Consider the following 14,936-nt stretch of genomic DNA (forward strand, 5'->3'; position numbering starts at 1 on the left):
GTCATTTTTCTGGGTCCCAGGGCCCTGTCTGATGTCCTTTCCATTCTGATCCATCCTCCCAGATTTCCTTCTTCCAAATCGGGACAATCTGTTTCAGCCGCTCAATTGCGTACCGGCTCGCTTCATAGGCATCGTTACGATGGGGGGAAGATACCGCAATCACAACACTTGTCTCGGCAATATCCACTTTGCCCAATCGATGAGATATCGCACATCGCGTGCCAGGCCATTTTTCTATAATTTCATCACCAATTTTCTTCATTGTCGATAATGCCATGGGTATGTAAGCTTCATATTCAAGGTGGACAGTGCGTCGATCGCCGGTCATTTCTCTTGTTGTTCCTATAAAGGTTAAGGTTGCACCATGATTGGCTGTTATGACTTTGGCCGAAGTCTCTTCTATAGATAGTGGGGCATACCCAATAGAATATAGTCCATCATCAGAGCTGTGGGTTTGCTGAATGGAATCCGATGAATGCGTGTGATCTTCACCGCCGGAAACGGGGGGAATAAGAGCCACTTCGTCTCCTTCGTTAATCACCACATGTCCTGGTGCATAGTCCATATTTATAGCGATTAAGGAGGAACGGATGAGTGTGGAAGCTTCAGGATAAGCCTCTGCGAGATACTCCTTCAATTCGTTTACTGTTGCTGCATGATCTATATTCAATTCAATGTTGGATTGCCCAATTCTCTCTGCGACACCAGCAAATAATAGCACGGACAGTTTCAAATGATTTCACCTCGAACGATTTATTGATAAACCCTTTAAATATATCATATCCTTTCTGAAAATGTTATTCTTATCTTTTAGATAGACCATATGGACCAGCACGAGCAAATGACCTGACTTTAGTTTATATAGCGCATCAATCTATGGCTAATAAGTATCCGGAGGAGGAATACAGAGATGACGAACCAAATGCATAAACAAACCTTGACTATTCTTCACACGAATGATATTCACAGCCACTTTGAAAAAATGGGTTCCATCGCTGCAATGATCCAAAGGGAGAGGGAGCAGGCTGTACCTGGTGAAGAGATTTTGGTATTGGATATTGGAGATCACATGGACCGGATGGCAGTCGAGACCGAGGGTTCCATGGGCGGAGCAAATATAGATGTCCTAAATATAACAGGCTATGATGCAGTTACGATTGGTAATAATGAAGGATTAACATTTACACCAGACATTCTTGATCAGGCTTATGCAGGTCTGTTATGCAAGGTCGTATGTGGTAATCTCATTGAAGAACGTTCAGGACAGCCTCCGGTCTGGATGGAGCCATCGGCTATTTTGACAAAGGGTGACATACGAATAGGAATATTGGGTTCAACCGCACCGTTTAGAGCGTTCTATGAACTGCTTGGGATGAAGGTGCTTAATCCAATCGATACGTTAAAGCTTCAGGCAGCTGGATTAAGAGAGCAGGCAGATATCGTTATTCTGTTATCTCATTTGGGAATTACAACCGATCAGAGAATCGCTGAAGAGATAGATGGAATTGATATTATATTGGGAGGTCACACGCATCACGTATTAGAGAAACCACTAGAAATAAACAAGACACTCATATGCGGTGCGGGGAAATATGGTCAATACCTAGGAAAAATAACAGTTGAACGATCTAGTGAGGAAGATCATTTTAAACTGGTTTCAGGTGGATGCATGCCTGTGGATGATCATCTTCTGCATGAAAATGTGGCGGCAGCTATTATTACACATCGGGAACAGGCCGAAAATAAATTAGGTAGAACCATTGCTGTGACGGACCGCCCCCTCACTATTCATTGGGACAGAGAATCGTCATTTGGTAATTTGTTAGCTCAGGCAGTGAGGCAATTTACGGGTACAGATCTGGCGGTTGTCAATGCAGGTCAGCTGCTCGGTGATCTGGAGGAAGGTAATATAACGGAGGGGATGCTGCATGCTTTGTGCCCTTCACCGATTAATGCATGCACCATTCTATTAAAGGGAGCTGACCTTCGTACAGCTATGGAGGAGAGCTTGATTCCGGAATATAGAGACCTCGTGTTTAAAGGCTTTGGATTTCGAGGATACCAGCTGGGAGTGCTGTGCATTGATGGTGCAGAGGTACATTATGATCCAACAAAACCTCCTTATGAGCGAATTACCGAGCTGAATATACAAGGTATTCCGCTGAATGATAACCAGTTATATCGAGTGGGGACACTGGATATGTTTACATTCAATGTAGGTTACCACAGCCTATCGCTGGGTTCAGAGCCCGCTTATCATTTACCTGAGTTTATCCGTGATTTGATTGCCATGGAGCTCAAAAGACCAAATTCGCTTGATGAATGTCTGAGGCAGAGATGGATTCTTGAATAAGAAAAAAAATGAAATCCGCTAATAGCATCTGATTTAGGCAGGAGAGATTACTTTGCGTTTAATACCCATCCATATGCTGCAGCCCGGAATGAAGCTGGGCAAAAGAATATATAATGACGAAGGAATGATATTATTAGGCGAGCAGGTTGAATTGACCACCAATTTGATTAATCGTCTAGGTCAATTAGGTTTAAGCTATGTGTATATTCATGATCCGAATACGGTTGATATTGAATTTCCGGAATTATTGCGAGAAGAAACCCGTATACAGGCCATGAAGGAGATCAAAACTCAGTTTTCCATACTATCTTCCAGTGGAACGATGCGGGGCTATTATCCTCATCTGGGCAAAGTATTTGTAGGACTCATGGAAAAGATTCTTGAAGATATCAGCTCTCGTCAAGATGTGATGATTATGCTCACCGGGATGCAATCAATGGACCATGCTTTATACGAGCATTCATTAAATGTATGTATTTATTCGTTAGTGTTAGGCAAGGCACTTGGTTATGACAACAAGAGATTGATGGAGTTAGGGCTCGGAGCCTTGCTCCATGATATCGGAAAAACCCAGATCCCTCCCCACATTCTGCAGAAGCCGGGTAAGCTTACCAAAGAGGAATATGATATTGTGAAGAATCATACCGTTTATGGATTTAAGCTTCTCAAAGACGAACCCGGCATCCCGCTTATTTCGGCCCATTGTGCATTACAGCATCATGAACGAATGGATGGAAGAGGATATCCTCAGGGCTTAGTGGGACCCGATATTCATGATTACGGCAAACTAATCGCATTAACCGATTCTTATGATGCGATGACGACAAACCGAATTTATCAGAACGCTCTTCTTCCTCATCAAGCGGTCGAAATGCTTTTTGCAGGATCGGGTACGCAGTATGATCAAAAAATGTTAGAATTGTTTCGGGACTATGCAGCTATATATCCCGTAGGTCTGACCGTTGAGTTATCTACAGGGGAAACGGCTGTCATTGTACGATTGCATTCGGAAGCACCGCAGAGGCCGGTGGTTCGAATCATCATGGATCAGGAAGGCAACACGCTTAATGTCCCTTACGAACTGGATCTGTTTCATCGACTATCGGTGATGATTACAGGAGTTATGGGGGAGTCTTCCTCGGTGTTATCCATAGCTGAACAGCCACAGTTTACATAAAGTTGTGTGGTCAGTAGGACAGCATAGTCCAAATTAGAAAATAAGGTGAAATAAATGACTTTAATGAATCATGAAATGAAGAATATTCGTGCGCTTTCTCCGGCATATGATCCTTGGGATCCAATTATGTCGTTAAGAAAATATGGGAAACATGTGCTCACAAGCGTGGAAATGACCGTCACTCATCTATGCAATATGCGCTGCGAGCATTGTGCTGTCGGTGAGATGCTCGTTATGAGAGAGGCGCCCTCTATTCCTGTGTCTCAAATGATTGAGGCTTTAGACCAGGTGGAACATCTTGAAACGATTAGCCTGACGGGTGGGGAACCGAGTTTCTTGGAGAAAACGGTGGATGAAATGATTCTTCCTCTGCTTAAGTATGCCAAGGAGCGTGGTATTCGCTCTCAGATCAACTCTAATTTGACGATGGATATCAGTCGATATGAGAAGCTGCTGCCTTATCTGGATGTTATGCATATTTCATTTAATTATTTGAATGCCTCTGACTTTCATGAGGTTGGATTTGCCAATAGCAATCGCCCGGTCAGCTATAATACGGCGGCCAAAATGTACGACCGTATGATGGAAAATTCTTTAAAGCTAAGCGAGCAGGGAATGTTTATTTCCGCAGAATCAATGATCAATTATCGTACACACCAAAAACTGGGTGAAATACACAAGCTAATAGGACAAATGGGAGCAAGAAGACATGAAGTTCATCCCATGTATGCTTCAAACTTTGCTGCGGCACTGCCTGTCTTATCGCTGGATGATATGCGTAATGCGATTCATGGACTGCTGGACGTGAGAGATCAGGAGATGTGGATGCTCTTCGGAACACTACCGTTCTATGCGTGCAATGGGGGAGATGAGGATCGCAGGCTTATTTCCCGCTTATATAAAGAGCCAAATGTAACGGTAAGAAATGACCCTGACGGTCGAAATCGAGTCAATGTGAACATGTTTACCGGCAATGTCTATGTAACGGATTTTGCGGATATTCCAGAGTTCGGAAACATCAAGAATGAACGATTGGATGACATTTTTGAGGAATGGACTTCAAATCATCCGTTAAATCAGACCGTTAATTGTTTCTGCGATGCGGCGAAATGCTGTGGACCGAACTTGCTCGTAAGAGATATGTATTACAAGGATATTGACTTCAAGACCCGCACGGCCTTTCCTAATCTAATCGGATAGTATGTATAAAAAGGGCTGCCACACCGTGAGGTGAGGCAGCCCTTAATTTGTTATTTACGCTTTGCTGCCGTATTGCGAATAAGTTTTATAATCTCCATCAGTATGACAGCACCCAGCGATAAGCCAGCGGCGATGAAGAACTCATTCCAGCCAAATGCATCAGGAATAGAGAAGATACCTCGCACCCCTGGAATCAAGGTGATACCGTACAGCACGAAGCATACAGCTACAGCTCCGATGACGTATTTGTTCGAGAACAGCCCCAATTGAAAGATCGTCTGCTGCGTTGAGCGCGCCGCGAATGTTTGCAGGGTGCGGGCCAAGATTAAGGTTGTAAAGGCCATTGCAACGCTCATTTCAGGTGAATGGGATAGTCCGATATATTGTGAGGTGATAACGGCAATCCCGATAAGAATTCCGCGTGTGAGTACGGCACTAAGCGTACCTCCAGCAAAAATTCCTTCGTTGATGTCCCTTGGCTTACGAGACATGACGTTCGGCTCCGGCTTTTCCATACCAAGCGCAATGGCAGGGAGCGAGTCATTGGCTAGGTTAATGAATAGAAGCTGTATCGCTGTAAAAGGATTGATCCAGTCAACGATGAGCGCGAACAGGATGGCAATGATTGCACCTAAGTTTCCTGCAAATAAATACGCGATCGCTTTTTTAATATTATCAAACACGGTTCTGCCGACACCGACGGCCTTTACAATCGACACAAAGTTGTCGTCAGTAAGAATCATCGCAGCGGAATCCTTGGCTACATCCGTTCCGCTGCCCATTGCAACACCGATATCAGCTTGCTTCAGGGCAGGGGCGTCGTTAACGCCATCCCCGGTCATGGCAGCAATGTTTCCTTTTTTCTGCCAAGCTCGTACAATTCTTATCTTGTTCTCGGGCGAAACACGGGCATAGACGGATATACTCTCAAGCTTCTGATCCAGCTCCTCCTCAGACATGGCGTCTAGCTCTTGTCCTGTCACGGCGATATCATGTGCATCCATAAGTCCAATATCACGCCCAATGGCCTGAGCAGTCGTCTTGTGGTCGCCTGTAATCATAACCGTACGTATACCGGCCTTCTTCGATTCAATGATCGAATCGAACACTTCCTCGCGTGGCGGGTCAATCATGGCGGTCAGACCTACAAGGGTAAGGTCGTACTCATCCTCGACACCGAGCTCATTTTTATCACTCGGTATTGTTTTATAAGCATAGGCTAACACTCGAAATGCTCTTTCAGAGAAATTCTCATTAGCTTCTTGGAACTGGGTGAGCAGCTCGTCAGTGAGCGGCTTTTGCTCCCCATTCATAAATACATGCTTACAACGGCTGAATAACACATCAGGTCCGCCTTTGGTTAATATTGCTTTCTGACCGGCAAAAGTGTGAATAGTGGACATCAGCTTTCGATCGGAATCGAATGGAATCTCAGCTTCTCTTGGAAACTGATCGCGAATTTCACGATAATGCTTGTTCTTACTGTTACTGAATGCAATCAGTGCAATCTCGGTCGGATCCCCAAGCTCCTTACCTTCCTCATTAATATGAGAATCGTTACATAACACCGCAATATGAAGGAGTCGACGTTCTGCATCGTTCCATTCCTGCGGATTATCAGGAAATTCTTCCTTCGCTCCTTCAGGCAGGAAGTAATCAACAACGGTCATTCGATTCTGAGTCAGTGTACCGGTCTTATCTGTACATATGACACTTGCGGAACCGAGCGATTCTACCGCAGGCAACTTGCGGATAATGGCGTGCTGCTTAGCCATTTTGTTGGTTCCCACCGAGAGTACAATCGTCACAATGGAAGAGAGAGCTTCCGGTATGGCTGCAACCGCTACGGCAACAGCAAACATTAGCGCATTAAGGATGGAACTCGTTACATCTCCTGTATCATTCGACAGCCAGATACGACCAGCTTCTACACCGAATATAATGATGGAGAGTATTAATATGAACACGCCGAGTTTTTTACTGAATTTATCAAGCTTGCGCTGAAGGGGCGTTTGTTTCATCTCTGCTGTTTCAATTAGCCCGGCGATCTTACCGATCTCCGTATTGCCAGCGGTTGCCGTAACGACGACCGTTCCACGCCCATACACTGTCAGTGCACCGCTGAATACCATATTACGCCGATCACCGAGAGCTGCATCTCCTTCGATCGGGTCCGTATGCTTCTCCACGGCTTCAGATTCACCTGTCAACATGCCCTCATTTACTTTAAGACTTCCGGATTCGATAATGCGTCCATCTGCAGGCACATAGTCTCCTGCCTCTAGCAAGACGATATCGCCTGGGACGAGCTCCCTTGCTGGAATGGTAACCCTGGAACCTCCCCGAATGACCTTGGCTTCAGGAGCAGATAAATTACGAAGCGCATCAAGAGAGCTCTCGGCCTTTCGAGTTTGAACAACACTGACTATTGCATTTAGAATAAGTACAAGAAATATAATTAGTGATTCAATGAATTGTCCAAGGATCAACTGTACAATCGCAGCTATCAGCAGGACGATAACCATAGGGTCTTTGAAGTTTTCTACAAACAACTTCCAGATAGGGTCTCGATCCTTTGCCTTCAGTTCGTTGTATCCTGTTGTTTCAATCCGCTTCTGTGCTTCATTCTTCGACAGGCCCTCCAGGCTGCTGTTCACTTCTCTAAGTACTTCCTCTTTGTCTATCTGGTAGTATTTCAAGCGGTTAAACTCCTTTCTGTTCTCTATTTAAGTATGTGCTCCTGCTCCTAAAGCCCGCATATGTATGTGGAATCTAGAACTATAAGAGAGCTTGACAAGTATAATTTCTCCCGTTTCTCCTTTCCTTATCCTTTGCCATCCTTCGCCAATATATATACCCTTTTTTCTTTAAGTTGAAAGATCAAACTGAGGTATAATACGAGCATTCGGCACACAGAATAGTCGGAAGTATGCCTGAAATTTTACATTGAAAGGTTTACATGTATGAGTTGGAATGCTTATCATAGACAGGAGACTAACGACTTAACTGTTCGTTAATAGTGAAACTTATACACAATAGAATAGGGGATGCGGACTAGTGGAAAAAAATATCATACTTAATAAACCTGAGGCAATGATTTTTGATATGGATGGCACACTGTTTCAAACGGAATCGCTGCTTGTTCCTGTGTACCATAAAATGTTTGATGTTTTAAGAGAAGAGGGACATCATCAAGGAGAGACACCGCCTGAAGAGATTATTCTCGGCAGTCTGGGCATGCTGCTGCCTGATATATGGAAGCGGGTAATACCCAATGCGACAGAGGCAGCGAAGCTGCGAGCCGATGAACTATTGCTGCAGTTGGAGCTGGAGGGATTAGAACAGGGAATAGGGGTGTTATATCCTGGAGTTGTTGATACGCTCAAGGCTTTGCACGATTACGGCGTTAAATTGTATGTTGCGAGCAACGGACTGGAGCATTATGTAAAGGGTGTAGCCAAAGCTTATGGTATTGCGCATCTGTTCGATGATCTGTATAGTGCGGGAGAGTATTCGACGGCATCAAAAGTTGACTTGGTCAAGCTATTGCTAGATAAGCATCAAATTCGTTCGGCTTGGATGGTAGGAGACCGATCCTCTGATGTTGAGGCAGGTGTGGAGAATGGACAGACGGTGATCGGCTGTGCATATGCGGGGTTCGGACGCGAGGATGAGCTGAAGGGCTCCAGCGCGCTTCTGAATGATTTTACGGAATTATTGACCTTGTATAAACAAGCTGAATAATAAGGGCTCGCTTCTTATAGAACTGAGTAAACCGCATATGAAATTCCCTTGGAAGATGTCATTTGCTTTCAAGCTTTCGAAGGGGATTTCTCATATGCGGTATTATGCAAAATCCTGAATCAATGATGAACTCACGTCAATTATAAGATAAGCTTCTCTGATTATACAGCCAAAGGGAGTACTCCAGTGGTTTCACAATCGCTTGCTTGTAAACCTCGTTCTGGCCTATTTGAGCAAATACTTCCCTGGCCGGCTTGGGATTTACCTCAATCAGATAAATATCGCCGTTTTTGTCGATGGCAATGTCAAGCGCCAACTCGCATAGCGCACCATAAGTGGCTTCTAAATATTTGGCAACATCTACCCCAAACTGTTCAACAGCAGAACGAACCTCAGCTCTCTTATCCGAATCGGTAAGCCACTGCGACAAGAGTTCGTTCATTTCAATAGCCGTTCCCCCGCCATGAAGATTGGAGGTAACGCTCTTGTGACCTCCGATTCGGCCCGCGCACCCAGTGAATTCCCATATCCCATCCTGATTCTTCTGAACCAGCATCCTATAATCATGTACCCGGCCATTAGATAGCTGGAGCTGAACCCCTTCCTGGATAATATAGCGGCTCTTTACTCCCCAGTTCTTCAGCAGCTTCGGGAGGAGCGAATAGTGCATCTGTCTCGGCTCTAGAATCTGTCGATTATGATCTCTACCTTGGACGAGCAGCAGACCGCCTCTGGTCAATCGTTCAATTCTGAGAATTCCGCGGCCTCCCGTACCATTAATCGGTTTAACATATAGCAGGCTGTGCTTCTTGAGCATGCTCTTCAGATCTGTATTACTGCTGTATAATTTGGTGTCCAGCAGATAGGGTTTGAATCGCTGCTTCTTATGCAGCACCTGATGTATAGTCCATTTATTGCGTAACGGCCGATTCAAGAAGAGGAGATGGGCATATTTTACTCTGAAATGTTTCAGCTCTTGGAAACGGGCACTTCGCTGGATTCTGCACCGGTCAAATATCATATCAGGGAACTTTCTCCATTTTCGAGCCCATCGTTTATGCTCTGTCTCATAAATCAGGGCATGAATCATTTCTTTGGACGGATGGACATCGGATGGAGTGAATACATAAACATCAAGCCCGAGTCGTTCGCCTTCCGAAATCATTCGTTCGTATATTTTCTTTTCTTCGAGTTGTTTTTTGTCATTGAGGTACAGGGTCAGTATGCCTAAGACAGGTGACGGCATAGAATGATCACCTTCTTTGATAGTAAAATTTGGATGGTTTATCCATTTTGTTTCGCCAGGTGCGTACAGTATTGGATTAACCGTTCTAGCGATCTTTTGCGAATGGCAGGCTCATCGAATTTCATTGGTTTGGAGTTGGCTTCAAAGAACCATATGCCCCCGTCCTGGTCAATGCCAAGATCCATCGACATTTCACCCAAGGCGTGACCCGATGATTTTTCAATTTGTCTGGCTATCTCCAACGCGGTGCTTTTTACATCGTTGAGAATATTGCTGGCCTGCTGTGTATCAAATACGCTGCTGAGAAGCAGGATTGGATCTTCTATAGTACCTCCGCGTGGAACGTGAGTCGTGATGCTTCTGCGTCCGGCAAGGCGAGCTCCTACACCCGTCATGCGCCACTGACCATTTGAATTTTTTTGCACGAGAACCCGGAGATCAAAGGGGCGTCCTTCAAAAGCTGCCAGCTGAATTCCTTGTTGGATAATATATTCGTTTTGTTTTATATTTCGTTTAATTCTCTTCCATAACGACTCCAGATTTGAGGATTTGTAGGTCGTGCTCTTGGTATGATCCTGAATCTTGAGTTTATAAGGAAGCTTATCTTCCTCGCGATATTGAAGCATCATAATCCCTTTGCCGGCCTTGCCGCTTTCTGGCTTGAGATAAACCGTAGGGTGTGATTTAAGAATATTGCTGATGACTGTGCTGGATTGCAGCTTCCGGGTGTGTGGGATATATGATTTCGTTGACTTTGCTTTGCTCAGCCATTCAAACAGATCCCATTTGTTGAAAAAGTAAGGGTTATACAGCTTGATCTTGGGATGGGCGATGCATTCTTTGATTTTTTTTTGCACAAGCGGACGGCGCTCATCTTCACGAAGCGGAATCCGATTGTAAACAATGTTGGGAGGAGGGTATTTGCCTTGGAGCCAATCCTTCCGCTCTGTACTATATTTGTATCCCTTAATGAAGTTTGCAGACAGGTTAAGATCACGAACAGTAACGACGTAGACCTGACACCCCAGTTGTTCGCCTGTTTTGATAATGTCTTTAAAATTTTTATGATTCCCTCGGAATTTTCTTTTTCTATCATAAACTGTTAAAATCGCGATTGTTGGCTTTGCGTTTTTTTTGCCTCCAATTATGAACTTTCCTTCTTCTGGAATTTGCTCAGATACATGCAGTGCGCCAGGATATGCTCCACCGATGCTTTCCCTTCTGTCCGAAGGGATGGGTGACGAAAAATGGATCTGCCCGGTTTGGCGTTCGCTTCGAACATCCATACTTGTGCCTCCTGATCAATACCGAGATCAAAACCGATTTCACCGAGAAGATGTTTATGATGAAACTCGATAGCCTCAGCTAATTTAATCGCTGTGTTTTTAGATTTTTGCAGGATTTCTTGCGCCCGGTCTCCAAAGGTTTTACTAAGAGCGTGTTCTGGTGTCATAAGGGAACCACCGTTTTTAATGTGAGTGGTGATTGAGCCCTTGCCGGCTTTCTTGGCACCAACCCCGACAACAACCCACTCGTTATTCCCGTTCTTATGCATGTGGAAACGAAAATCTATAGGGCAGCCATCAATTTCAATCAACCGAATCCCTTGCTGAACTACATAATCCTTCGTTCTGGACCCGAGCCTGGCTTGGAGCATCGTAGCAAGCTTCTTGAACGAAGTGAACCGGAGAAGGACATTGCCGCCTGGCTTTCTAAACCTGGCATAATAACCTCTCTTAGGCAAGTAAGTCAGGCGAAAAATACCTTGACCGAGACTTCCTGCGGAAGGCTTATAATATACAAATTGATGACGGTCCAGCATTTCCTTGATCTTATCCATGCTTGGATTCATATGCGACTCCGGTACATAGATGTTGACAGTCTGATCATTTTCCAGCAATCGATAGATATCGGATTTGTTAAAGAAGCTCCAATTGAAAAAAGGGATGTTCTTCCGTTCAAAACGATCGCGAAGCTGATTGGTCGATTGGGAGAAGTCGGATCTTCTGCTGGGCAGCCTGTTATAAACGACGTCAGGAAGCGGCACATATTTTCTGGAGAATCCACCGCTGCTGTTCAGGAAATAACCATATACTCTCTCATTTGCCCAATCGATATCTCTCGGTGTAAATCCGAAGGTATATGAATTCTGATTACCATGCTTAAGCAATTGCTTCACAAATCCTGTTCGTGAGCCGAACGGTTGTGATGCAGAGGTTGGTCCGTCGGACAGGATGCCGATGAGCGGACCAAGCTGAACTTCATCCCCCTCGACTCCTTTGATAAGAATATTGCCTGAATTCGGAATATGAATTGCGTGGCGGACGCTGTTTGATAGATAGATGTGTTTTCCGGATTTCTTAAGTGGTTTGAGATGGACAGGGATACGCTGTTTGCCAAGCCGGACATGAACTGTTTTTTTACCGGATAGTTGGAAGTTGTTGATTAACGTATTGGATATATAGATGACCTTCTCCGGCCGTTTAGTAAAGTGCACATTACACAAAGTCAGACTCATTGATTTTATCCTCCTATCCTGAAACGCTGCTGATCTTAAGCATAGCCATTTCGTCTCAGGCCAGCTGTGCTGGATGTATTCGGCTATTTTAGTGTGCTTATTCGTTTTGCTTATTGTTATTGTTATTGGGTACGAAGCAGTAAATAACGGGCGTATTCGAGAGGCCGGTTGTAAGCAAGACTCGCGCTATCCACATCACCGGCAAGTAGAAAGGAAGAGCGCCCCGGCTTGGAATTAACTTCTATAATCCACAGCTTCCCATCTCGGTCTATCCCATAATCGATACCAAGTTCGCTTAAACGCCCAAACCTGCCTTCTAATACCACTGGTATGACGGCGGAGAGCTCAGCCGCTTTGTTAATAATGAGTTCAGCTTTATCCTTGCCGTATTCCGTTTCCAGAAAGGAGCGGCAGTTCAAAGCCTTTCCGCCTCCGTGAAGATTGGAAGTAAGGCTTCCATGACCGCCTTTACGAATCGCTTGACCGCTTAAGCTCCATTTTCCCCTGCCATTTTTCTGAACGAGAACACGTAGATCAAATGGTTTATCTTCCTGATTCATGAGTGAGAGATACGGCTGAATGATAAACGTTCGGGTGGAAAGGATACGGTGGAGCTGGCTCAGTCCAAGCTCAGGATTGGTAAAACGTTTATTGAACATGTGGTTGGAGCGATTCCGTCCCTGGATTAAGAGTTTGCCATTCTCAGGTTGTTTACTAACGAGAACCGTCCTTTTGCCGTGTGTTCCTGCATGCGGCTTCAAGAATACACCTTGAGGATACCGGAGCAGCCATTTTTTTAGCTGTTCTACATTCGTGTAGATGGCAGTTTCGGGCAAATGCTCTTTGAGTAGACCGTTTAAACGAAGGGAGTTATAAACATGCCATTTACCCGGAAGACTCCGGGACAGATATCTGACCTTGTGTGAAGCGGATTTCGAAGCCTTGTTTAGTCTTCGTCTGAATATGCCGGGCACAGGAGACAGGCATCGATCATAGATGAGATCGGGCTGTTCCACCGGAAGCTCGAACCAGCTGCCTTTGATATATTGATAACCTAGATAATTGCCGTTTGGCTCCGAGCTTCTGGGGGTTAACACAACCACATTCACACCAAAGTTGACTCCTTCTTGACAGAGCTGTCTGCAGAAGGCTTCATCTGCAAATGGAGGTGTTCCATTTCGTTCATTCACGAGTACACCGAGCGTACCAAGCGGCTTTTTCATGGATCTGATTCCTCCTTTCTAGTTATTAGAATCCGGCAAGGTAAGCGGAATAATCGAGCATGGTAATGACCGATGGCCGAATCTTATTGTCATTAAGCGGCGTGTTGTCATTCTTGGAAGGCTTAGAATTGACTTCAATGAGCCAGACCTTTCCCGAGTAATCCATCGCAAGATCGATTCCTAGCTCCCCAAAATGCGCTGGAATGGTCGCGTCAATTCCCTCCGCGATACTAAGCGCAGCCTTATGCAAAGACACGTAAGCATTTTTTTTGGCATCACCAGGTAATAAGCTCTTGTTCACGGCCTCTCTTACAGTGCTGAGCGAGCCTCCTCTGGCGAGGTTTGATACAAAATGGCTTCCGCCGGCAATGCGGGCGACAATGGAGGTCACCTTCCATTTACCTGCACGGTTTTTTTGAACCAATGCTCTGAAATCGACCGGTTTTTTGCCAATATCAATGAGGTGTAGTCCTTGTTGGATCTGGTATTTGGTTGTCTTCATCTTTCCGGACAATCCTGCAAATAATTTGCTCAGGCTGGGGTATGCCTGCTTTTGAACACCGCCAAGCTTAGTGGAAAGGGTCATGTACGTTCCGTCCGATTGTCTGGATATGCGTATGATGCCTTTGCCTAGGCTTCCTCGAACAGGCTTTAGAAATATAACCGGATACGTTTGGCACATATTTTTGAGCACTGCAAAAGATTTGAGGGAGTGTGATTCTGGTAAGTATCTTTTTAGACTGCTCTCCGATTTCAACGCCTCGAACACTTCATTCTTGTCGAGAAACTTCTCATTATACGTTACAGTTCCGTAGCGGGATTTTACTTCCTTTACAAAATGCTGTACGCTAGGTTTGTTCTCAAGCTTGCGTGAAGTCAGTCGATTGTTGACGACATCTGCAATGGGCATCACCCTTTTTTTCCAGCCTTCGTCATATACCCAACCTTCGATTTGACCGGTAACGGAGTCGATATGGTCTGGTGTAATAAAGTACACGTATGCTCCCCGTTTCTGACAGGCTCTCACCAGTTCACTGCAGAACATCGTGATGGAGCCGAAAGGTCGATCAGGCTTATCAGGATGATCGCGACTGATCAGGACACTGATGAGGGGACCGATACGCAATGTCTGGCTGCTATCGAAATATCGGATCTTCAGAACAGCACGAGAAGTGAGACCGCATCGCTCGGCTAATATGGGACTCACTCGCATACCTTCAAACTTGGGTACGGAAATAATGGTAACTTCTTGTTTAAAGCTTCCGAATGCAAGCTGGAGCGGACGTCCGGCAGGAATTTTCCAATGCTTTAGAAATTTCTCACCGATCATCACGACGTCATCCTGCAGGATGCCCGATCCGCTGATGTGGATCGCTACTTTTTTTTGGGACATCGTGGATCTCCTTCCAGGGGGCAAACATGATGTCAGTCGTTTTTGGATGTAAGCTGAGTATGAGAAAGTGCATGTGCTTCAT

General features: G+C 45.1%; 11 protein-coding genes. 4 read left to right on the forward strand and 7 right to left on the reverse strand.

Going from position 1 to position 14,936, the window contains the following annotated elements:
• Position 1: 1 nt before the first annotated feature.
• Positions 2–733 carry a molybdopterin converting factor subunit 1 gene (gene moaD, locus BM415_RS03265; RefSeq protein WP_091154548.1) on the reverse strand — a complete coding sequence of 244 codons (732 nt, stop codon included), beginning with the start codon at positions 731–733 and terminating at the stop codon, positions 2–4.
• Between the two features lie 177 nt (positions 734–910).
• Here moaD and BM415_RS03270 point away from each other — a divergent pair, with 177 nt between their 5' ends.
• The 3 genes from BM415_RS03270 to yfkAB are packed head-to-tail and all read left to right on the forward strand — an operon-like array spanning position 911 to position 4,730.
• Entirely contained in the window at positions 911–2,353 is a 1,443-nt protein-coding gene (locus BM415_RS03270) for a bifunctional metallophosphatase/5'-nucleotidase (RefSeq protein ID WP_091154550.1), read from the forward strand.
• A 52-nt stretch (positions 2,354–2,405) separates the two neighbouring features.
• Entirely contained in the window at positions 2,406–3,530 is a 1,125-nt protein-coding gene (locus BM415_RS03275) for an HD-GYP domain-containing protein (protein WP_244533128.1), read from the forward strand.
• 54 nt (positions 3,531–3,584) lie between these two features.
• Positions 3,585–4,730, forward strand: coding sequence for a radical SAM/CxCxxxxC motif protein YfkAB (gene yfkAB / locus BM415_RS03280; protein WP_091154552.1), 1,146 nt, complete (start codon positions 3,585–3,587; stop codon positions 4,728–4,730).
• 50 nt (positions 4,731–4,780) lie between these two features.
• On the opposite strand, the gene BM415_RS03285 is transcribed toward yfkAB, so the two are convergent.
• Entirely contained in the window at positions 4,781–7,429 is a 2,649-nt protein-coding gene (locus BM415_RS03285; protein WP_091154555.1) for a cation-translocating P-type ATPase, read from the reverse strand.
• A 394-nt stretch (positions 7,430–7,823) separates the two neighbouring features.
• Here BM415_RS03285 and BM415_RS03290 point away from each other — a divergent pair, with 394 nt between their 5' ends.
• Entirely contained in the window at positions 7,824–8,474 is a 651-nt protein-coding gene (locus BM415_RS03290; RefSeq protein ID WP_170862469.1) for an HAD family hydrolase, read from the forward strand.
• A 136-nt stretch (positions 8,475–8,610) separates the two neighbouring features.
• On the opposite strand, the gene BM415_RS03295 is transcribed toward BM415_RS03290, so the two are convergent.
• The 5 genes from BM415_RS03295 to BM415_RS03315 all read right to left on the reverse strand — a co-directional run bounded on the left by BM415_RS03295 (position 8,611) and on the right by BM415_RS03315 (position 14,854).
• Complete coding sequence (locus BM415_RS03295) at positions 8,611–9,720, reverse strand: YheC/YheD family endospore coat-associated protein (protein ID WP_091154559.1); 1,110 nt, start codon at positions 9,718–9,720, stop codon at positions 8,611–8,613.
• 38 nt (positions 9,721–9,758) lie between these two features.
• A complete protein-coding gene (locus BM415_RS03300) occupies positions 9,759–10,973 on the reverse strand; it encodes a YheC/YheD family endospore coat-associated protein (RefSeq protein ID WP_348272320.1) in 1,215 nt (404 codons plus the stop codon).
• Complete coding sequence (locus tag BM415_RS03305) at positions 10,865–12,238, reverse strand: YheC/YheD family endospore coat-associated protein (RefSeq protein WP_091154561.1); 1,374 nt, start codon at positions 12,236–12,238, stop codon at positions 10,865–10,867. Before BM415_RS03305 ends, BM415_RS03300 begins: the two co-directional genes overlap by 109 nt.
• 122 nt (positions 12,239–12,360) lie before the next feature.
• Positions 12,361–13,461, reverse strand: a complete 1,101-nt coding sequence (locus BM415_RS03310; protein ID WP_091154564.1) for a YheC/YheD family endospore coat-associated protein — start codon at positions 13,459–13,461, stop codon at positions 12,361–12,363.
• A gap of 25 nt (positions 13,462–13,486) precedes the next feature.
• Complete coding sequence (locus BM415_RS03315; RefSeq protein ID WP_091154567.1) at positions 13,487–14,854, reverse strand: YheC/YheD family endospore coat-associated protein; 1,368 nt, start codon at positions 14,852–14,854, stop codon at positions 13,487–13,489.
• Positions 14,855–14,936 lie beyond the last annotated feature (82 nt).

It is taken from the genome of Paenibacillus sp. 453mf, assembly GCF_900116105.1.
Taxonomy (GTDB): Bacteria; Bacillota; Bacilli; order Paenibacillales; family Paenibacillaceae; genus Paenibacillus; species Paenibacillus provencensis.